The 21,260-nt window shown below is 44.7% G+C and carries 22 protein-coding genes; 9 read left to right on the top strand and 13 right to left on the bottom strand.

Annotated features, from left to right (window positions below):
* The first annotated feature begins 101 nt into the window (after window positions 1-101).
* On the top strand, window positions 102-569 hold the full coding sequence (locus A3IK_RS0116310) for a hypothetical protein (protein ID WP_020561041.1): 468 nt from the start codon (window positions 102-104) through the stop codon (window positions 567-569).
* Between the two features lie 64 nt (window positions 570-633).
* Here the strand turns inward: A3IK_RS0116310 and A3IK_RS0116315 are convergent, their stop codons facing one another.
* Window positions 634-1,110: a DUF2569 domain-containing protein gene (locus tag A3IK_RS0116315; RefSeq protein ID WP_026221027.1), complete on the bottom strand. Its 477-nt coding sequence runs from the start codon at window positions 1,108-1,110 to the stop codon at window positions 634-636.
* 337 nt (window positions 1,111-1,447) lie between these two features.
* A complete protein-coding gene (locus A3IK_RS20565; RefSeq protein ID WP_020561043.1) occupies window positions 1,448-2,410 on the bottom strand; it encodes a polysaccharide lyase in 963 nt (320 codons plus the stop codon).
* Between the two features lie 88 nt (window positions 2,411-2,498).
* On the opposite strand from A3IK_RS20565, the gene A3IK_RS0116325 reads away from it, so the two are divergent.
* Both A3IK_RS0116325 and A3IK_RS19840 read left to right on the top strand, forming a co-directional pair.
* A complete protein-coding gene (locus A3IK_RS0116325) occupies window positions 2,499-3,473 on the top strand; it encodes a helix-turn-helix transcriptional regulator (protein WP_020561044.1) in 975 nt (324 codons plus the stop codon).
* Between the two features lie 133 nt (window positions 3,474-3,606).
* Window positions 3,607-4,680 carry a hypothetical protein gene (locus A3IK_RS19840; RefSeq protein WP_245539500.1) on the top strand — a complete coding sequence of 358 codons (1,074 nt, stop codon included), beginning with the start codon at window positions 3,607-3,609 and terminating at the stop codon, window positions 4,678-4,680.
* A 38-nt stretch (window positions 4,681-4,718) separates the two neighbouring features.
* Here the strand turns inward: A3IK_RS19840 and A3IK_RS0116335 are convergent, their stop codons facing one another.
* From A3IK_RS0116335 to hslO, 3 genes are read right to left on the bottom strand one after another with little or no spacing between them, the layout of a single operon-like run.
* Entirely contained in the window at window positions 4,719-5,489 is a 771-nt protein-coding gene (locus A3IK_RS0116335) for an alpha/beta fold hydrolase (RefSeq protein WP_020561045.1), read from the bottom strand.
* A complete protein-coding gene (locus A3IK_RS0116340) occupies window positions 5,482-6,066 on the bottom strand; it encodes an NAD(P)H-dependent oxidoreductase (protein WP_020561046.1) in 585 nt (194 codons plus the stop codon). Before A3IK_RS0116340 ends, A3IK_RS0116335 begins: the two co-directional genes overlap by 8 nt.
* Window positions 6,067-6,090: 24 nt before the next feature.
* Window positions 6,091-6,960, bottom strand: coding sequence for an Hsp33 family molecular chaperone HslO (gene hslO / locus A3IK_RS0116345; RefSeq protein WP_020561047.1), 870 nt, complete (start codon window positions 6,958-6,960; stop codon window positions 6,091-6,093).
* A gap of 239 nt (window positions 6,961-7,199) precedes the next feature.
* On the opposite strand from hslO, the gene A3IK_RS0116350 reads away from it, so the two are divergent.
* From A3IK_RS0116350 to A3IK_RS19845, 6 genes are all read left to right on the top strand, one after another.
* A complete protein-coding gene (locus A3IK_RS0116350; protein ID WP_020561048.1) occupies window positions 7,200-8,246 on the top strand; it encodes a rod shape-determining protein in 1,047 nt (348 codons plus the stop codon).
* A gap of 95 nt (window positions 8,247-8,341) precedes the next feature.
* A complete protein-coding gene (gene mreC, locus A3IK_RS0116355; protein ID WP_020561049.1) occupies window positions 8,342-9,289 on the top strand; it encodes a rod shape-determining protein MreC in 948 nt (315 codons plus the stop codon).
* Entirely contained in the window at window positions 9,286-9,780 is a 495-nt protein-coding gene (gene mreD, locus A3IK_RS0116360) for a rod shape-determining protein MreD (RefSeq protein WP_020561050.1), read from the top strand. The genes mreC and mreD overlap by 4 nt, the downstream gene beginning before the upstream one ends.
* 163 nt (window positions 9,781-9,943) lie before the next feature.
* Window positions 9,944-10,933: a GTP cyclohydrolase FolE2 gene (gene folE2, locus A3IK_RS0116365; protein WP_020561051.1), complete on the top strand. Its 990-nt coding sequence runs from the start codon at window positions 9,944-9,946 to the stop codon at window positions 10,931-10,933.
* Window positions 10,934-11,062: 129 nt separating this feature from the next.
* The gene (locus A3IK_RS0116370; RefSeq protein ID WP_020561052.1) at window positions 11,063-11,644 is read left to right on the top strand and encodes a thioredoxin family protein; all 582 of its coding nucleotides are present in this window, start codon (window positions 11,063-11,065) and stop codon (window positions 11,642-11,644) included.
* A gap of 5 nt (window positions 11,645-11,649) precedes the next feature.
* The gene (locus A3IK_RS19845; RefSeq protein WP_020561053.1) at window positions 11,650-13,194 is read left to right on the top strand and encodes a flotillin family protein; all 1,545 of its coding nucleotides are present in this window, start codon (window positions 11,650-11,652) and stop codon (window positions 13,192-13,194) included.
* Here the strand turns inward: A3IK_RS19845 and A3IK_RS0116380 are convergent.
* The 8 genes from A3IK_RS0116380 to rsgA form a co-directional block, all read right to left on the bottom strand.
* Window positions 13,191-13,490, bottom strand: a complete 300-nt coding sequence (locus A3IK_RS0116380) for an accessory factor UbiK family protein (protein ID WP_020561054.1) — start codon at window positions 13,488-13,490, stop codon at window positions 13,191-13,193. The genes A3IK_RS19845 and A3IK_RS0116380 overlap by 4 nt on opposite strands.
* A gap of 24 nt (window positions 13,491-13,514) precedes the next feature.
* Window positions 13,515-14,423, bottom strand: coding sequence for a LysR family transcriptional regulator (locus tag A3IK_RS0116385; protein ID WP_020561055.1), 909 nt, complete (start codon window positions 14,421-14,423; stop codon window positions 13,515-13,517).
* A gap of 296 nt (window positions 14,424-14,719) precedes the next feature.
* The gene (gene gspN, locus A3IK_RS0116390) at window positions 14,720-15,517 is read right to left on the bottom strand and encodes a type II secretion system protein N (RefSeq protein WP_020561056.1); all 798 of its coding nucleotides are present in this window, start codon (window positions 15,515-15,517) and stop codon (window positions 14,720-14,722) included.
* Window positions 15,514-15,996, bottom strand: coding sequence for a type II secretion system protein GspM (gene gspM / locus A3IK_RS0116395; RefSeq protein ID WP_020561057.1), 483 nt, complete (start codon window positions 15,994-15,996; stop codon window positions 15,514-15,516). Before gspM ends, gspN begins: the two co-directional genes overlap by 4 nt.
* The gene (gspL, locus tag A3IK_RS0116400; RefSeq protein ID WP_083915762.1) at window positions 15,993-17,222 is read right to left on the bottom strand and encodes a type II secretion system protein GspL; all 1,230 of its coding nucleotides are present in this window, start codon (window positions 17,220-17,222) and stop codon (window positions 15,993-15,995) included. Before gspL ends, gspM begins: the two co-directional genes overlap by 4 nt.
* A 12-nt stretch (window positions 17,223-17,234) precedes the next feature.
* The gene (gene gspK / locus A3IK_RS0116405) at window positions 17,235-18,344 is read right to left on the bottom strand and encodes a type II secretion system minor pseudopilin GspK (RefSeq protein ID WP_020561059.1); all 1,110 of its coding nucleotides are present in this window, start codon (window positions 18,342-18,344) and stop codon (window positions 17,235-17,237) included.
* A 9-nt stretch (window positions 18,345-18,353) separates the two neighbouring features.
* On the bottom strand, window positions 18,354-20,372 hold the full coding sequence (locus A3IK_RS20570) for a lytic transglycosylase domain-containing protein (protein WP_020561060.1): 2,019 nt from the start codon (window positions 20,370-20,372) through the stop codon (window positions 18,354-18,356).
* Entirely contained in the window at window positions 20,369-21,250 is an 882-nt protein-coding gene (rsgA, locus tag A3IK_RS0116415; protein WP_020561061.1) for a ribosome small subunit-dependent GTPase A, read from the bottom strand. The genes A3IK_RS20570 and rsgA overlap by 4 nt, the downstream gene beginning before the upstream one ends.
* Window positions 21,251-21,260 lie beyond the last annotated feature (10 nt).

A 21,260-nucleotide genomic window follows, 5' to 3' on the forward strand; every position in this document is an offset into this window, starting at 1 on the left:
GGGATAGTTTTTAGTATTTTAAACGAGTTTTTCGCAAGACGGCTGTAAGTCTCTAGGGGAAGCGGTATGATTTTGTTTAATGAACTATTAGGTAGCACTACATGGTTACTATTGGCTCGCTCTCCCGTGAGCAGATGGCAGAAGTATTTCCATTTCTAGCAGAGAAGTTTCGTGGTCGTCGAGGTGTGATCAAAGAGCTGACACATACTCAGCCTGACTTCGTGTTTTGGATTTTCCCTGATGGTAGGCTGCACGATGCAAGAGAAGCTCACGCACAGAATGTTCCAAAGGGCTACGCGCATATTCTGAAAGATGAGCCGGACTATGGCGGCTTCCTGCGTGGTCGTATTGTCACATCATGTGGTAGGCAGCTAGTCGTCGTTTATTGTCGACCCGACGCATTAGCGCTGCCTGGTGAAAAAGTAGTCCAATTTATGAGAGGAATGCGTCAGTTACCCATTCCTTTGGTAAGAGATGCGATTGTCATCAGTGACAATGCAGATCTCTACGGAACAATGGTTGATATGGCAGTGCGTGAGTTGGAGTCAGTTCAACCATTAGAGCCTTAGAAGTATTCATTTGGAAAGTGATCTACCCCGCCAAAAATGGATAGTCTAAAAAGCGAGGGAGGATTCAATTAACAAAGGTTGCTTTTACCCGTTTTGAAACGAGCATATAGGGTACCCATACCAGCGTAGTGAGAAGCGAACGCCCTAACTCTCGAATGGTTTCAGTGTCGAATATAGGTTCATTGGGGAGAACGAGTTTTATAGCCAATGCATCGATAAAAACGAACACCAGACTAAAAAATAGTATACCAATGTACCATTTCGGAAATGCTATTTTCTTGGAGAAGAATAAAAAAGCGATAAATATCGACACAAGAATCAACCCTCCATTTATTATTATTTCCGCCCATAGAATAGGTGCCCAGAGCGGATGGTAAGCTCCAGTGCCAGGTGTAGTTAGAGCTTCCCAAGACCCATTAGAGAACATCTCTGAATAAATAGGAAAAGTTTGTGTAGCAATACGCAGCGGTGAAATGATGACTCCTAACCCTACGAGAATAAGCCATCCACTTAAACCTTTAAGTTCTTTTTTTTCTGTCATATCATTTGCCTTATTACCTAACATTAAATTACGGCGCTATATTGGAGTGGGAAATATGTCACATACTAACTAATATTGTATCGTTAATATCTGATAAAAGTAACTTCTATTTGTCATATCCTATATTACCAGATGTTGCTCTGGAAACTCTATGGGTTTTTTAGTATTAACCCTCTAAATAAAGAGGTGATAATGTTAAACTAATATCTGTTTATTTTTTATATAAATCAATAATTTGATTGGTATACTAGTTACTGTTTTATTAGTGGGCTAATATCACTCCTCCGCGTCTATTTCAAAGGAGTGATACTATTCCTAAAACCTCAGATAGGCTCAATTAACGCTTAGGGAAATTGATATTAAATTGTATAGGTTTAACTATCACAGGACGTGGATGAATAAAACGTCGCACCTGATTAGCTTGGTTACTCGGTAGGCTGGCTTGTTGCACGGGAGAGGCATTTCTTAAATAGGCGGGCATTTGGCGGCTAATACTAAAATCATCAAAATCCGCCGTACTATTCCAACGCGGTGCCCACTCATGATGAGCGCCACCGTGATAGGTGCCAAAGATAAACGAATCAATTTGCCCATAATTACCATAGCGCCACAACATATCGCGCTTATCGACTAGTGGCTTACCGTTGACCCAGACCTGATACAGCCCATTACGTTGTCCACCCGTATTGAGGCGGATGCGCTGAGTGATCACTTGCCAAGCATCGGGTTTAATAAAGTTACCTGTTGACCAAAAATGACCCCAGCGATTTTCTTTCGGCATATCGACATAATAGAGATAAGGCACTAATTCTCCCTCTCTGACCCACATCAGCCGTGCTGTCCAGCCTTTGCCATCAGTGGGGATCACCCCATTGGCATACTTACCCTTGCCACTGGCAAAACCGGGGAGTTTACCCCCTAAATTAAAATCAAAATTCCCATTAAAGCGTACCTTATAGGTGAGCCAATACTCATCAGCAGGTGGCAGATGCACCATAAATTGTGCGCCACTGTGCAAAGGGCCGACCCCATCCTTAGGGTAATTGACTCGCAAAAAAGGATTGGTGGGTTGCTCTTTATCTTGATAGATTTGGGCGCGACTTTTCGTACCATCCCAAGCCAAAGTGACCCAATCTTCCCAAATCAGGTCGCCTTTATAATAACCGTTTTGATGTTGATTAAAGGATACCGAGAGATCTTGTGTTTGCAGTGGACTGAATTTCACATCAGGATTATGACTCACCGCGTGTGTGGTGAGGGGTAGTAGACTCAGTGCCAAACTTACTAATAATTTCTTCATACCTAAAGCCCATTGTTATTTTATCTAGGTGTATTGTGTGCATCGACTAACTACATTAAGTTAGTCCGATCTAAACGAGGTTCATACTATGGAACGCACAGAGCGAATTGTAAAATTACATAATCTATTAATGCAGGCGCGATTACCTATACCCCGTAAAACTTTAGAGGAGCGTTTAGAGTGCTCGGAGAAGTCGGTACGCCGTGCTATAGAGTTTTTACGCGATCGCTTAGGTGCGCCAATTGAGTATGATGTGAAGCGCAATGGCTATTACTATGTCCCTGATCAGAAAAACTTTTATCAGCTTCCGGGGGTCTGGCTATCTGAAAAAGAGATTTATGCGCTACTCACCATGCAGCAGTTGATTACGCACTTTGACCCAGAGTTATTGCAAGATGATATTCAACTATTAAAGGATAGGGTGGACTCGATTTTACGCTATGGGGCAGAAATTAAACCGGATACTAATCTAGCCAATATTATTCATGTCATCCCGCATGGTAAGCGTTTAGGCCAATATCAATACTTTCAAGTGGTAGCAGGAGCTTGTTTACAGGGGAAACAGCTTCAAGCCACCTATTATTCACGCTCTAGTAATCAGCGTTCTGAGCATCGTTTATCACCTCAAAAACTGATTTTCTATCGTGATAATTGGTATCTGGCTGCACTGTGTCATGAGTCAGGTGTACTCAAACCGTTTTCCTTGGATCGTTTGGAACAAGTGGAAAAATTAGAGCAGGCGAGTGAAGCAGTAGCACCTGAAACATTATCGGTAACTTTGTTTGATTCTTTTGGGATCTTTTCCGGCGAGGTTCAGGCCACGGCAGTCTTAAAAGTGAGTCCAGAGGCGGCGCGTTGGATTGCAGACGAGGTATGGCATCCTAAACAAACAGGGGAGTGGCAGACCGATGGTAGTTATTTGTTAAAAATACCGTATGGAAATCCCACGGAGTTAGTAGGAGAAATCTTACGCCGAGGAGCGTCTGTGACGGTGTTAGAGCCTGAAGAACTGCGGAATTTGGTGAAGGAGCGCTTAATAGTAGCGTTAGAACAGTATAGTTGAGAGCAGTTATGTAAGCTTGTCAAAAATGTCTAGCAATTCTGAGGAATAAATTATAGCCTTATTCACCAATAAGGGCCGTTTATAAGCAAAACATCGGCTCGCTATAACAATATAAAAATAAGTGCGAGGCTATATGATGAAACAACGAACCTGGGCGGTTCTTTTTGCTATAGCGGGGGTACAATTAACTGCTTGTAGTCCCTCCCAATCTATTCCTGAAGCAGAGCCGGGCTCATCCCCGCACACTACTACTAACCCTAATCGTGTGGTCGATTCCAGTTTTGGATCAGGTTATCATTTTGATAAATCTAAACCCCAAGCACGTCCTGTACCTGTCGCCCGTCCGGCACCGCGACCACAACCCCAGCCGCGTCCGTATGTTTATCAACAGCCGCAGCCTCACGTACAGCAGCCTCAATATATCCCGCCTCCTCAGGCTGTTTATCAGCCACAGCCATATGAGTACCAACCTCAGATGGTAAGTTATACGCCTGCGCCACAAATGCAGCCTAATCGTCCTGTTGAGTTAGGCAATGGCATGCCAGCACTACAATGGAGTGAGTTACGCAAAATCGGTGAGCAGATTTTCCAAAATGAGAGCGGTGGGAGTATTGGTAATTTAACCCATTGGAATGATGGTGAAAATTTTGCTTCCATGGGGATTGGGCACTTTACGTGGTATCCGGCTGGACGTGCTGCACGTTTTGGTAATACCTTCCCTCAATTACTCGACCACTTAGAGCGTAATGGGGTACAACTGCCGGGCTGGGTGCGCCAAGCACGCCATACCGGAGCACCATGGCGCTCTAAAGCCGAGCTAATGCGGGCAAAAAATACACCACAGGTCAAAGAATTACAAAATATCCTGTTCCAAACCCGTGAGTTACAGGCGCAATATATTGTGGATCGTACCCGTTTAGCGATGCCTAAACTGGTACGTACCTCACCGGAACACTTACGCCCGCTGGTAGCACAAAACCTCAATGCCCTCGCTAATACACCGGGAGGATGGTATGCCATTATTGATTATGTGAACTTCAAAGGTGAAGGTCTCAATCGTACTGGGGGCTATTACAGGTACTCGAAAATATGCGACCCGCACAACAAGGACAAGATGCGCTCAATGCATTTGCTGATGCTGCAATGCAAGTGTTACAACGTCGAGTCAGTAATGCGCCCAGTGGTAGCGGTGAAGAGCGTTGGCTAGCTGGCTGGTCACGACGCATCAATACCTATCGCGTACCATTAGTTTAAGAACTCTCTCACTAACTGTTCAAATAGGTCGGGCGTTTGCACATGCGGCAAATGCCCAGCGGTTTCGATATAGTCTAAACGAGCTTGGGGTAAAAGTGTTTGCATTGCAGCCCAAGTGTCCTCCGTCACATAGTCTGATTGACGCCCCGCAATGGTTAAGACAGGTGCTGTGTACTGCGGTATTAATGCAGGAAAACCAGTGATTTTTAAATAATTACGGGTAATTTCAGGCAGATTACACAGCCACTTAAAGCTTCCATCCTGTTGGCGAGTTAGATTTTTTAATAAAAAGCCACGCTCAAACGCACTGCTCACCACCTCACTTAAAGCATCATCCGCCTCTTTACGGCTTTTTAGACTAGGCAGAGGTAAAGCATTCATTGTGTGCAATAAGGGTTGTAAACGAGGAGGGTAGGTATAGGGGGCTATATCTACCACAATTAGACGCTTAACTAAGTTAGGGTTTTGGGTGGCGAGTACCATACCGGCCTTACCCCCCATGGAATGCCCTATTAAATCAAAATACTCGATATTCAAAGCCTGTAAGGTAGCTAGAATATCATCCACCATGAGCTGATAGCTCATACCAACCTCATGTGGTGATTGACCATGATTACGCATATCTAGCGCAATAATAGGCTGAGTATTCGCATAGCGAGTGGCAAAGGTATGCCAATTATCTAAGGAGCCTAATAAACCATGCAGCACCACCAGTGGGGTGCTACGCTCGGTTAGTTCGCCATAACTACGATAATTAAGCATCGAACTCTCTACCTAATTGTTTAACTTGATCCAGAATTGCAAGGCGCTCGGCCTCGCTCATCGTTGGTACATTGTAGTAAATAAATTGATCGACTTTAGGAATACCACAATACGATAAGGTTCCATCTGTCATGGGGCGATGAATCAGGGTTTCAGCATCGATACCTTTAAAATAATCTTGTGAACCGCCTGCTGTAATCAGTACTACCGCTCGTTTATGCTTTAATAAGCCGGTGACGCCTTCTTGCGAGTAGTCATAAGCGACGCCACGAGTGAGTACATGATCAAACCAACCTTTTAAAATAGCCGGACGCCCAAACCACCAAAGCGGATAAATAAAGACTAAACCGTCTGCCCATAATAGGTCGGCTTGTTCTTGTTGAATTTTAGCAGGGATAATACCTGCTTGTAATTCAGCCAAATGTTCAGCACGTAATACCGGATCAAAATTCTCCGCATATAAGTCTTTTAGTCTTACCTCATGCCCTGCCTCGATTAAACCCTGTTGGCAATATTCCACCAGGGCATGATTAAAGCTTTTTGCATTAGGGTGGGTGTAAACAATTAATACACGCATAGGGCATCCTAGGTTTCGTTGTTATTAGTGCAAAGTATTATTGATCGGAGCCACACCTTTCAGGAAGAGGTGTTTAGCATCGATACTATCTAGCGAATAGAGGGTGTTACAAAATTCACAGGTAATGTCTATTTTGCCCTGTTCTGCCAAAATAGCCTCTACCTCCTCGTTTCCTAATGTTATTAGCATACGCTCAATTCGATCAACGCTACAGGTGCATTGAAAAAAGACTGGGCTGGCATTAAAGAGGCGCACGTTTTCCTCATGGAATAAACGATAAAGCATAGGTGCTGCGGCTAAATCCAGTAATTCTTCAGGGGTTAACGTGTCCAATAGCAGGCTAACCCGCTCAAAGTTTTCGGGGTCTGGTTGGGATTCGGGGATACGTTGTACTAAAATACCGGCACAACGCTGATCATTAGCGCTTAAGTACAAACGTGTGGGTAGTTGTTCGGATTGCTGAAAGTAATTTTCTAAAGCTTGTGCTAAAGAATCACCTTCTAACGCTATAATACCTTGGTAGCGTTCAGATTCTTTCTCCGCCTCTAGGGTAATAGCAATATGTCCTTGCCCCATCATAGCGTTGAGTGAGCGGGTGTCTTCTGGAATAGCAGACCAGCGGGCTAGACCGCGCACAGAGCCATTGGCTTGAATTTGTACTACCACTAGATGCACAGGGCCATTGCCACGTAGTTGCAGAATAATGGAGCCATTATGTTTAATCGTGGTAGATAATAAAGTAATTGCCGCGAGTGCCTCACCTAAAAGTGTTTTAATAGCGGGGGGATAATTACTTTTAGTGCTGAGTTGTTGCCACGTTTGCTCTAGAGAAGTCCATGCTCCACGTACATTAGGTGTTTCTAGTAAAAAGCGGTGTAAAATATCGGTGCTCATAATAATCCAATCGATGAAAGTTTGATTTAATTCAGCAAGGATTTGCCTGCACTAGTGCAATCTTGAGGGTATTGAGAACAACTTAACATATCTGTTGGCTTGCTCAAAACTATCTCGGTTGTTACATTTGGCAACTGTTTGCGCTTGGGCAGGTGGGGCTTGTTTGCAAGGAATAACCAGAATCTGACAGGACGTTTCTGCAACTAACTTTTAATTTAGCATTATTTCGGACTAACAAAATGTTCAAAGCCATCTCTGGTTTGTTTTCCAATGATATTTCTGTCGATCTTGGCACGGCTAATACCCTTATTTATATGCGTGGTAAAGGCATCGTTTTGGATGAACCCTCTGTGGTTGCTATCCGCCAAGACCGAGGCCCTGGTGGTCCAAAATCGATTGAAGCGGTGGGAATCGAAGCCAAAAAAATGTTGGGACGTACCCCAGAAAATATCACTGCAATTCGCCCGATGAAAGATGGCGTTATCGCCGATTTCACGTATACCGAAAAGATGTTGCAGCACTTCATTCGTAAAGTCGATTCGGGTCGTATCTTACGCCCCAGTCCACGCGTAGTAATATGTGTCCCTTGTGGCGCAACTCAAGTGGAGCGACGTGCGATAAAAGACTCAGCCTTAGGAGCCGGTGCTCGCAAGGTCTATCTAGTGGAAGAGCCTATGGCTGCCGCTTTAGGCGCGGGTATTCCAGTGGATGAGGCGGTAGGGTCGATGGTGCTCGATATCGGTGGGGGTACTTCCGAAGTCGCTATTATGTCGTTACGCGGTATTGTGTATGCAGCCTCGGTACGCATTGGTGGTGATCGCTTGGATGAAGCCATTATTAGTTATGTACGCCGCAATTACGGTATGTTAATTGGTGAGGCGACGGCTGAGCGGATTAAATGTGAAATTGGCTCGGCCTATCCGGGTAAAGAATTGCTCGAAATTGAAGTTAAGGGACGTAACCTGTCTGAAGGTGTACCGCGTGCCTTTACTCTGACTAGTAATGAAATTCTAGAAGCCTTACAAGAACCCCTGTTTGGTATTGTCAGTGCCGTGAAAACCGCATTAGAACAAACGCCTCCTGAATTGGGTGCTGATGTGGCTGATCGTGGCATTGTTTTGACCGGCGGTGGGGCGCTATTGCGTGATCTTGACCGTCTTCTCATGGAAGAAACGGGTATTCCGGTCGTGATTGCTGATGATCCACTTACCTGTGTGGCGCGTGGGGGTGGGCGTATTTTAGAAATGTTAGAAGCCGAAGGAGATGCATTCTTATCGACTGATTGATAAGCGCATGCTTTGATTAGGCTAGACAACAGGTTGCCGAACTAGCAGCTCGTTGCCCTTAAGATTAATAAAAATATTACTCTAGCCACAATGGCATGGAGGCGGACATTAGTAATAGCAATTTTCATTCAGCGCCAGGGCTTTTCATTAAGTTTATTTTGTTGGTTGTACTAGCTCTTACTTTGATGGCGTTTGATTATCGTAAAGCCGAATCGATGGCGCCTGTGCGAACGTTGTTCTCGATTTTGGCTTATCCATTGCAATGGTCGGTGGATGTGCCTTTTCGAGTCTATAATGAGACGGCTGCTTTTTTTACGGAGCAAAGCAATCTTACGGTAGAAAACAACGCTTTAAAGGATCAACTACGCCTTTATGAAGCACGCTATCAAGATATGGTGATTGTCGAGCAACAAAATGAACGCTTACGAGAAGAGCTAAAAGCTAATCCGCGTAAGGGGTTTGAGTTTTCGATGGCTGAGATTTTATCTTCGTCAGGGGAGCGGGTACGGCGTATTGTGACCCTTAATAAAGGCTCGCGGGACGGCGTCTATGAGAAGCAGGTGGTATTAGCAGGCGGTAAGGTCTATGGTCAGGTGCTTTCAGTTAGCCCCTTTAGCTCTACCGTGATTCAATTAACCGATCAACGCCATGCTATTCCCGTTCGTAATCAGCGCACCGGCTTTACCACCTTAGCGTTAGGTACTGGTAAAACGAATACCTTACGTTTAGATAAAGTGGTGATTCAAAGCGAGGATAAGATTCAAGAGGGTGATATTTTTGTCACTTCGGGGTTAGATGAGTTATTTCCACCGGATTTTCCGGTAGCTAGGGTCATTAAAAATGGTATTAGCTACGATCAAAGTAGTCAGTTCGCCCAGATTACCACCGAAAGCTTGGTTGATTTTGAGCAGACGCGCGAGGTATTACTCGTGTGGCCTAAAAATCATCCTAATGAGTCACCCTTAGCAGCGGCTCCAGCAGACGGGTCTACATCTATACCTCAACACAGCTCATCCACACAATCTGAAAGGAGTGCGCCATGAATGCTATAACACCGCGTTTCTGGGGCGCGGTTTTGGTATCGATGTTATTAGCTGTCATTTTGAGCGTTGTGCCTTTGCCCGAACCTTTGCAAATGTGGCGTCCAGAATGGGTAGCCTTAGCCCTTATTCATTGGGCTTTGGTACTAGGGCATCGAGTAGGCTTATGGATGGCGTTTATTATTGGACTATTAATGGATGTTTTGCATAACTCACTCTTAGGGCAGCATGCGTTAGAGTTAGTGATAGTGGGTTATTTAGCCATTCGCCTAGGGGGGCGCATGACGCCAGAGGCTTATTTTCAGCAGTTTGTTTTAATTTCAGCCGTGCTGGGATTGTATATGCTGCTAAGTCTGTGGATTCGTGGCGTGACAGGCTATGCCCAAGAGGGCAATACTTGGCAGTATTGGGCACCATTATTAAGTAGTTTATTAATCTGGCCTTTGTATCAGTGGCTATTGAGCTACTTTTATATTCAGAAAAAAGGGCTTTAGCCCACACCTCATCAAGGGTGTTTCATGATTAAACACCCTTAGTCTTTTATCGTGTTGTTTCTTTAACCTAAAATCGCGCCTTCTACGGGGTATATTGTTCCTAGGGCTTGGGTTCTGTTAGCGTTGCCCCCATATTCAGTACATTAGATTTTAGGAGTACGACATGAGCTCACCGAATGCCTGCCAAGAGTTATCTTGTGTGGCAGCCGCTTTGCCGGATGTAGCCAAACAACCAAACTCAGAGCCACAAGGGACTCTCAATTGGGTAGGGATGAGTGAAATTGAATTGCCTGTATACATTCCTACCCCCACGCAACCTGCCATTCAAGTGCTCGCTCGTGTACAGGCCTATGTCAATTTAATCGATCCCTTGAGCAAAGGGATTCATATGTCACGGCTATATTTAGCGCTGGATAATTACCTAGGCATGTCTGAACTAACACCTGCGCTATTAAAACAGGTAGTAGGGCAATTTGTAGAGTCACATCAAGGTTTAAGTGATGCTGCTTATTTAGAGTGTCGGCTAGATTATTATGAAAAGCGCCGTTCGTTAGTGACCGATAATCGGGGCTGGAAAAATTACCCAGTACGCATTATAGCCTCCTTGCGCCAAGGTCAATTTGAGCTAGAGCTTGCGGTAGAGGTTCCTTATTCTTCCACTTGCCCCTGCTCGGCTGCTCTCGCTCGCCAGCTCATTCAAGAAGGTTTCGAGGAGCAATTTGGTACGGCTGAACTGGTCAGCGCGCGTCAGGTTCATGATTGGTTAGGTACAGTGCAAGGGATTCGTGCCACCCCCCACAGTCAACGTAGTGTGGCTCAGGTGAAAGTGCGCTTAGCCCCTGATACCGAGCAATTACCAATTAGTGCATTGATTGATCAATTAGAAGCGGCACTACAAACGCCTGTACAAGCCGCTGTGAAGCGTGCCGATGAGCAAGAGTTTGCCCGTTTAAATGCGTCCAACTTAATGTTTTGTGAGGATGCAGCACGACGCTTAAAGGCGAAGCTACAGGATAATACGGCAGTGGTCGATTTTTGGATTCGGGTCAATCATATGGAAAGCCTTCATGCTCATGATGCGGTGGCGGTCGTGGTTAAAGGTGTTCCGCAGGGTTATCAGGATGATCCACGCGAATATGCTCAACGCGCCTAGGTTATTTGCTGTAATGAGCCGCAGCTAGTCGCTAGAGTGGGTGAGTGAATTTACCCACTCTAGGTATAAACTTCCTCTAGAGCTGTTAATTCGATAGCATCACTCATTTGATTCAATGGAGTTATAGTGATGGCTCGCACTCCTTCTACTATGTTAGCCCTCGGTACAACCGCCCCTGATTTTTCCCTACCTGAGCCTAAGACCGATAAAATAGTGAGTCGCCACGACTTTCAAGGTCGACCGCTATTGGTGATGTTTATCTGTAATCATTGCCCCTATGTGATCCATATTCGCTCAGCCTTAGCGCAATTGACCGCTGAATTTCAGGCTCAAGGTGTAGGTGTTGTAGGGATTAATGCCAATGATGCGGAGGCTTATCCCGATGATTCACCCGAACAAATGCAACTTGAGGTAGAACAAGTAGGGTATACCTTTCCCTATCTCTATGATGCAACGCAAGCAGTGGCTAAAGCCTATCAAGCGGCTTGTACACCGGATTTCTTTCTCTTCGATGCTGAGCATCGTTTGGTCTATCGCGGGCAATTTGATAATGCGCGTCCCCGCAATGAGGAACCTGTCACAGGTGCCGATTTACGCCATGCCCTAGAGGCCGTTGTACAGCAACAACCCGTCACAACCGAGCAAAAAGCATCCTTAGGTTGCAATATTAAGTGGAAAGCCGGTAATGAACCGGACTATTTTACTAGGTAATACTCATGGATAGTCTGACCTTATTCTTTATCATAGTACTAATGGTACTTTTGCTAGTCGTGGCTGCCATGGCTGCTTTTTATAAGCGTACTAGCAAAGATTTGTCTTTTGTGCGTACCGGATTTGGCGGTGAAAAAGTGGTGTTAAATGGTGGCGCTTTTGTGCTTCCGGTTATTCATGAAGCCACCCCGATTAATATGCAAACCATTGCGGTCAAAGTGGAGCGCTCCAATAAAGCGGCCTTAATTACTAAAGATCCGTTGCGCGTAGATGTGATGGCTGAGTTTCGCCTGAGCGTTCCCCCAGATCCAGATGCTATTTCTAAGGCAGCACGTACTTTGGGAACAATGACTATGTCACCTGAAAAAGTGCAAAAACTAGTCGAAGAGCAGTGTGTTGCCGCTTTACGTTCAGTCGCCTCTAATATGGAGCTACAGGAGTTACATCTAAAACGTAAAGATTTTGAGCGCAATGTAGAGCAAGCGGTTAATCAAGAATTTGAAAAAAACGGCTTAGAATTAGAATCAGTATCTTTAGTCCGTCTAGATCAAACCGCACGAGAATATTTTGATCCTAGCAATGCGTTTGATGCGCAAGGATTGACTATTCTTGATCAAATTACCTCTGAAAATGAAAAGCGGCGTAATTTTATTTTACGTGAAAAAGAGGTAGAGATTCAGAAAAAAGACTTAGAAAGTGAAAAGAAAAAATTAGAATTAGATATGCAGGAATTTTTTGCTCAAAAAGAACGTGAAAAAGAAAAAGCCGAGCAAGAAGCTAAAATTACGCGTGAAATCGAAGAGATTAATTTTGCCAAAACGACTAAGATTGATATGGCAAGACGTGATATGGAGGTCACGCAAGCCCAACTAGATAAAAGCATAGCAGAGGCATGGATAGAGGCTGATAAGGTAAAGGCGCAAGCGGCTGCGGTAACCGAGGAGATTGGCACCGCCCGCGAAAAAGCCGAGGCAGAACGTAATCGCATCATTGAAATTATTAGTGCGGAAAAAGAAGCCGAGCGGCAGCGTATTATTGCTCAAGCTAATGCGCTATCAGAAGAGTTAGCAGCGAAAGCAGCGGAAATTCGTTATGGTATTGAAGCAGCCGGTAAGCGGGCTTTAAATGAGGCGGCTAATTTATTATCGAATGAACAAATTTCTATGCAGCTTAAATTAGAAATTGTTAAACAACTGCCTAATATCGTGCGTGAAAGTGTACGCCCCTTAGAAAATATTGAGGGTATTAAAATTATGCACCTTGATGGCTTAAATCAGGTGATTGGGGGCGGTGGAGCCGGTGGATCAGGTGTGGGGGGAGCTAATCCTAATCCTTCTAGTAGTTTATCAGATCAGGTGGTGGACAGTGCTCTACGCTATCGAGCGCAATTGCCAATAGTTGAAAGCTTATTAAGTGAGGTGGGTTTGAAGGGTAACAGCCTAAATCAGTTAACGGAAGGGATACGTCAAGAGCTAAGCACCAACCAAGACTCAGGTGTGAAACTGCCCCCTAAGAGCCAGTCCACACCTGAAGATCCCACTACGGATTAGGTAGGGGCGTTGGAAGTATCGTCCGTAGGAGTCGATTGAATCTCGTTTTTTGCCATTAAGCGAGATTCTAACTCAGCTACTTGTTGTTCGAGCGCTTCTAATTTTGCGCGAGTCCGTTGTAATACTGCCATCTGAATGTCAAACTCTTCACGAGTGACTAGATTCATTTTATGTAATGTGCCTTCTAAAGCTTGTTTAGCTGTTTGTTCAAACTCGTGTTGCATGGTTTTCAGCGGCTCAGGTAGAGCGCTAGAGAGTCCACGGATGACCGATTCAAACGGATTAAGGCTAGACATAACAAACTCCTTAGGCTAGGTATTTCATTCAATAGGTTCGTGAATTTCTCCATCGGATAGTTCGTCTCTGAGAAACTCAATTAAGCGTTTGATTTTAGCAGGTAAGAAGTTACGGCTAGCATAAATCGCATAAGCATTTAACTCTTCCATTTCATAATCGGCTAAAACAGGTACAATCGCACCAGATTGTAGCGCTTCCTCAGCAATAAAGTCAGGCAATATACCAATCCCGTGATGCTCTAAAATAGCAGTTAGGATCATATCACCGTTATTAACTCTAAATTGTCCACGTGGAACAACTTCATACTCAGTTTTATTTTGTTTGAATAACCAACGATCTTTACGATTGATTTGATTATACTCTAAACAATTATGTTTACTTAAATCCGCAGGCGTTTGTGGGATACCGTGTTTCTCTAAATATTGTGGTGTAGCACAACATATCAGTTTAACACTGGCTAAGCGCTGGGCAACTACTGAAGAGTCCGGTAGTTTACCAATACGAATAATTAAATCGTATTCACTATTATGCACATCGATAAAATGATCATCTAAGTGCAGAGTAATATTAATATTGGGGTGTTCTTGTTGGAACTGTACCAATAATTTAGACAGTTTATTAATGCTAAAAGATAGGGGCGCATTAATACGGATATCGCCCAATAGGTGCTCACTAGTGGAAATTACATTTTCCTCTAAATGATATAACTCATCTAAAATATGCTTCCCACGCTGATAATAGATATTACCGGCTTCAGTAAGACTTAAATGGCGAGTATTGCGATTCAGTAGACGGACTCCTAGACGCTCCTCCACGGCACGGATACGTTTACTGACGGCGGCGACGGTAACGCCTTTCTTTTCGGCGGCGGCGGTTAATGTGCCAGCATCGGCAACCTCAATTAACCAAAATAGATCATCAAATTGACTCATACACTAATTATTTCACTAGGTTGTTAGTAATGGATGGGTGAAAATAGATTTTCAGTCATCAATTGAAAGGGGTTGACACACTCTTGATAATTGGACTGAAAACCTTGGCTAAACAGTCAAGTTTAGCCCATATGCTCCTTTAAAATTAAGGAGGGGTTTAGTATGCCATGATACGCGTTAGAACTAAACGCTACTGTAATGCTATGATTAGATAGTATATGACATACTTCACAAATTAACATGTAAGCGGTAGAAGTGTAGGGTAGTTAGCTTAATAACTAGGCGTTAATTAGGGGCTATTTCCGTAGAAAAGTAGGTAAAATAACTTCGCCTTCTAATACTTGGCGATAAGTACCATCTGCTTGTGGCATACCAAACAGCATATCTAAATTCTGGCGCAGACGAGGATTAGTTTCGGGAGTGGCATGAATGACAGTCTCTACTTGGTAATGTCCATTGGGTGTTAGATTTAATTGGCTACCCGTAATATCAATGCTGGTTTGTTCTGAGGTGGCAAATCCTTTGATACCGGTTTCATCTCCCGTCAGTGCCATTTTGAAGGCTTTGCCTAAATTCATAGGCACACCGGTTAGTGTTTCAGGATTATCCCAACGAATTTGGCCTGTAAATTGGGGCAAATTTTGAGGTGACCAAGTGAAATCAAAGGCATTACCACGCAGTTGGCCTGCTAAATTCGGAATAATAACGGCATAATCGGGGGCAAGTGATTTTACCACATTAGCCGGCAAATCCCATTCTAAGGTTTGACATTGCACCTGAGTGCGCCAGTTAAATCCACAATTGCCCTGAGCATTACCCCCTAAGGTTTGTATTTGCCACTGAAAAGCAAGTTGACCCTGTAATAATAAGCGTGGTTGAAAATCCCAGCTAAATTGCCGAATCATTGGGCTATTAGGGGCGGGGAGCTGAATATTATAAGCCTCTCCCTGCCATAATAAACCCTTGACCCCACCGACTTGTAAACCTTCTGGTTTAGGTAGGTAAGGCCAAATGACGCTAAGGGGGGCTAGCATCACTAGGCTAAGCCCATAACTCAATAAGCCGATCAATAAAAATAGCAGTATTTTTTTCATCGTTGTAGGGTGATATTGGCATTAACCAAGCCGTTATCACGAGTAGGGGTTATATTAAATTGTACCGCATAGGCCTGATGATGCAGCTCTAGCGCACCTAATAAAGAAGCAATCTGATTAAAAGGGGCTTTTTGTAAGCGTAAATTAACAGCTCCTGTGGCGGTTTCACTTTGGCTGAGCAAAATATCAGGCCGATCTAATGCATAGCGTTTTAATAAAGGCTCTACAACATAAGCCAGCTTTCCATTACTAGCAGATGGGAGAGTGCTAGGTTGAGATTGTGAGGCGATCAGCGGGGCTAATTGTGCGAGTTGTGCTTGATAGGCCAGTGCATCGGCATGGCTCTGATCTAGCTCTTTTTTATAGTTTAATAAGGGGGTGACGGCGTAAAACCATATTACGGTAGCAAGTATCAAAAGACTGCCAATAATCACCCATAAACGCTCACGCGGAGCAAGAGTATACCACCATGCTTTCATCCAACAGGCTCCGCTATAAGATTAAATTCACCCACCACTTTATTCGCATCGCGCTGGTAATTAATATTAACCTCGCGCTTTAAAGCCAGGCTTAGTACTTTTTCTAGCTCTGGAATGACGGCGGTAGATTCTGAGGTAAAGCGTATAGTGAGTTTATTTTGATTCCAATTAATGCTTTGTAAAGTAATAGGTTGTTGCGGTAATACTTGAGCTAATATTTTTAATAAAGGTAAAGCACTCGGTGAGCTATTCGCGGTATTATTGAGCTGGAGTTTTTTTACCTCGGCATTAATTAATGAGCCGAAATTTAAATCGGGATCGATCTCTCTGGCTTGGGGGAAAAGTGTTTTAAATTGGGCAATATTTTGTACTTGTAGTGCATCAGTTTCGCTTTGTAAATTACGGATTTCCAGCCCTTGTAAGGTGAGGGCTATCATAGCCGTTACCGCACCAACCCAAGCGACCCCTTGCCATTTTTGCCATATATTAGCGAGTTGCGAGTGTGCTTGTGTTTTAAAACCCTTCATTACATTAAGCGGTAAGGCGCTTTGAATATCAGTAGCTTGCAGCAGTTGTGTTTGTGCTATTGCATCATAGGCCAGCACAAGCTGTGGCGTGTCTGGAATAGGCGGGGTATGCTCTAACACCCGTAGGTGGATGGGCTGTTCTTCCGTACCTTGTGTGAGCCATTGATTGAGCTGTAAAGGCCATGTACTAGCCGAGGTATAATAACCAGCAGTCGCCGTTTGTCTTACCCACAGACCCTGCTTACCCAACCACGCGGTTTGATACCCATCCGTAACAGGCAACGCCATGAAATCTGGCAAGATAGCGGTGGGCACAATCCCATTATGATGTAAAAAATCCAACCATAATTGCAGGCGAGCATGTTCAATGATCGCGACCTGATATAACCCTTCCTCACTATTTAAACTGTAATGGGCATAGTGTTGTTCCTCAGGATCGCTCATGAGTTGCTCTTCTAAGGCAAAGGGCAAAGCTTGGGCAAGCTGGCGTTGATTACGAGTTTTCAGTGTTACCGTGGTAATCAGTACTTCACGACTAGGAATTAGTACGACAATTTGGCGTGACTGTTTCAACAGTGCCGGTACATGTTCCCATGGAGCACTTTGCCAAGACGCATTCTCCTCCTTGTTTAGCAGGGCATAATCTAGCTCTAATGGCTCAGGCGCAGTCAGGCGCAACACTAGCATAATCTTGCTCATGGCTTTATTAGGCTATATAGAGGAGTTAAACAGAGTGGTTTCATCAGCCGCCTTAGTGTGCTCCGTTGTGTACTCAAATCGGCGCATTAAAATATGAATCTCTCCCGTATCGGTACGTTCTAATAAAGTTACGGTATTAAGACGTACCACACCAATTTTTATAAGCCCACGTAGACGAAAATAATGCGAAGTGACACCAAAAACATCAGACCATTGTAGTGAGTTAAATTCTTCACCTTTAGCCGCTTCATTATCTTTAGCAGGTTTGTAGTCAGGGTTAGGAACTATAGATTTAAAGGCTTCCTTTAAATTAGTACTGTTATTAGCGATAAAACTATTTAGGCTATTTTGATCAAAGGGTTGTGCCTGACGTGTGCTGAGAATAGCCTCTACATCGTCAGGTACTAAAGCCGCTAATAAGGCCTCTGATGCGGTATTAATATTAATTTTAGTAAAGGTTTCACTAGGTAAGGCTGTCGCTGTGGTGATTTTTAAGAGCTCATCTAATTTTTCACGTGTTTCTTCAGGAGCTAGTGAATCAAGGCGCACTAAAAATAATTCACTCGGATCGGTAAAGGGTTGATTGGCCGCAAAATAAGCGGGGGTACGGGTTAGATAAAAATCAGCCTCAGCACTATTATTATTGCGCGTGGTAGTATCCTTATCCATCCAGTCGGTCACACTAAACCGAAAATAGTCCGGCAAGCTTTGTGCTTCAAGCAGCTTAGCAAATAAGGTTTGGCCTAAATCGGTGAGCTTATCCTCTTTGTTTAATAAGGTATTGAGATTAAATAAGCCCTGTAAGTCCTCAATCCTACCAGAAAAGCTACCAATGACGGTCTCACCGTCTTGAATAGGCAGTTCTGGTAAGGGAATAGCCCAAGTATCCGTGAGGCTATCGGTTTCATTGAGTTTTAAATCGCGCTGTAGCCATAAGCCTGCCATTTGCTCAATACCACTGCTGTATTGATAGGCGCGTTCGAGTTGCTGCATATTATTTTGAATTTTTACATCATAATGCTGGGTACTAATAACCGCCGCCGCTATCATTACAGCGATAGACATCACTAATAACGCAGTGAGTAAAGCAATTCCCTGTTGAGTATGCGGCAGCTTAGGCATAGAGGCTCTTTAGTCCGTAGCAATAGGTTTTAAATGGCTCGATAAGCTAACACTTTGTCCGGGATGTAATTTAGCATCATAGACCGTGGTATAGCTCATAACTGCTTGGACGTATTCGCGCGTCTCTTCAAAGGGTATGCTCTCAATCCATTGATCAGCCGATAAGGTTTGTTGCGGTTGCCATTTAGGTATGCGTCCAGGGCCTGCATTATAGGCTGCTGTTGCCTGTGCATAGTTACCCCCAAAACGCTTAAACATTTCTTTTAAATAGGCACTGCCTAACGCTACATTGGTTTCAGGGTGCAGAATGTCTTCATTAGCCGTAAGGGTCAGCCCCAAGCGTTTTCCCACATGTCGAGCAGTCGCGGGCATGAGCTGCATTAAGCCGAGGGCATTAACGGAAGATCTGGCGCGTTGATCAAAAGCACTTTCACGCCGCATTACTCCCAAAATCCATGCCGGATTTATTCCTTGGGTTTGCGAGGAGGTTTGCACTAAATCGGCAAATTGTACTGGAAAACGTACATCTACTGCATTCCAGTCTTTAGTCCGCGAGACTGTCCAAATGGCTAAATTGGGATCACCCAATTCATTGGCTAATTGTCCTGCTGCTTGCACGCCTACCTTATCCATGGCTTTAAGCAAGCGAAACCATTCTTTCCGGGCTTTATCACGCTCCCCTAAGTTGATCCATTCCTGCCAGCGCTCAAAGGCAGCTAGACGCTTAATACCATTGACGCGCTGTGAACGATCAGGGGGCGTTTCTTTGAGGAGAGCATAATCCTGATTAATTTGATCGGAGGCTAGAAAACCATAATAGGTAGCATTCGGCGCTAATTCATTAAAGAGCGTACTGGCCTGTGCCGATTGACCCGTAGCATAGAGTGCGCGGGCTTTCCAATAACGCCAAGCAGAGTCACTAGCAGGTATCGCTTGCATACTATTAATCGCTTTGAGTACATCCTCCCAAGCCCCTTGGCGCAAGGCAATACGCACCATCCACTCATTAGCTTCTTGGGTGCGATACTCATCAGGAATGGCGCGTAGTTGAGCTAGAGCGCTATTTTTTTGACGAAAGGCTTCCCAAAGGCCAAACTCGCTATTCACTTTACCCTGTTGAGCGCCATTAAACTGAAAGGAGGCTTGAGCTTGTGCCCACAGGCTGGTGGCAGTTTTTTCTTGTTTGGCAACTAAGCGCGTAATGCCATAGGCGATAATATCGCGTAGCTCTACCGAGTCGGTTTGGCTAAAAAGCTTGGGTACTTCTGTAGCGGGATTCCGGCGTACAGTGGCCCAGCGTTCGACGAGTAGCTGTTTATCAAGAGGTAATAATTTAGCAACTGCTTGGGCAAAGCTGACTTGGTTTTCCTCCATAGCCTTCTCAATACGTTGCCAAAGCTGGTGCTCTGAAAGTAAGCCATTTTGAGCCATTAGGCTGATCACTTCAGTACAGGGCGCTGGCATACCGCCGGGATTTGCCTCTATAAGAGTGGTACTAAGCTTCATACTCGCTTCGGTATTCCCCAATTTGCCTAAAGCGAGAGCACGATAACACTGCACCGAGTCATTCGGGTGTTCGGTCGGGAGTAGTTCTAAAATACCAGCCCAGTCAGCCCCAGCGGCTAATTTATTCGCCCACCGCTCGTATAAATCGTCGCTCATAAGGCTATTAGGATTGCGCGAGGTGAAAGCGACAATACTGTCACCTGTCACCGTGTTGAGGTTTTGCTTTAAATACTCATATTCTAGCCAAGGGAATAAAGGATAGTTTTTTAGCTGTTTACTATAGCCATTGACGTCCTCAAAGCGTCCTTGTTGAGCGGCACGGTAGGCGGTCTGAAACAGGGTGCGCTGCTCAGGTGTTGCACTTGCTTGTGCTAGGGGCAATGACAAAGTGCCACATACCCCTAAGATTAACATTACTATTTTCATCACATTCAAACTTAAGCCAGCCAATAAGCCCATCCGCCGCAGTATTAATATAATTGGAGGGCAAGCGGTATCGGGGTCAGGTGTGTAGCATGTCATAAACCCGCTAATAGATTCAAATAGCGTTCATAGCGGTGTGGAGGTAATTGTTGGGTAGCTAGTGCGGTTTTAATCGCACATTGCGGTTCATGAGTATGGCTACAGTTATTAAAGCGACACTGGCCTTGATAGGGTTGAAACTCGCGATAGCCTTGGCGCAGTTGCTCTGGTGTCACGGCTCCGAGGCCAAAGTCTCTCACCCCCGGAGAGTCAATTAAAAAGCCACGTTTCGGTAGGGTATACAGCATCGCATTCGTGGTGGTATGTCTACCCTCGCCAGTGTTGGCAATTTCGCCCACCCGAATGTCTTGAGTAGGCAAGAGTTTAGCCGCAAGAGAGGATTTTCCTACCCCAGATTGCCCGACCACAATCGCTGTTTTATCCCCAATCGCTTCGCGTATAGCAGTGATACCTACACCCTCTGTGGCTTGGGCATAGAGTAGGGGATAGCCAATGCTTTCGTATTCAGCCAAACAAGCTAGATCGTCTGCCGTGGCGTAATCAGTCGCTAAGTCAGCCTTGTTCATGACAATTAACGCCTGTGCAGGTAGCAGTTCGGTAGCAATGAGATAGCGATCTAACATATCCCATAGAGGGCTAGGTCGCCAGCTAATGACAATAATTACTAAATCAATATTAGCGGCAATATTTTTAGGTTTGCCACGAAAGTCGGGGCGAGTCAGCACATTGCTGCGCGGCAGAATCTCGGTGATGGTCGCATTGCCTTGACTATGTTCTTCCCATGTTACGTAATCACCACACGTAATATGCTCTAGCTTACGCTTAGGAGTGCAACGAATGGTCTCATTGGCTGGAGTCGTAATTAAGACATCCGCACCAAAGCGGGTAATCACACGGGCTGTCATAGAATCATTCATAGGCAAGATC

The organism is Thiofilum flexile DSM 14609 (genome assembly GCF_000380185.1).
Classification (GTDB): Bacteria; Pseudomonadota; Gammaproteobacteria; order Thiotrichales; family Thiotrichaceae; genus Thiofilum; species Thiofilum flexile.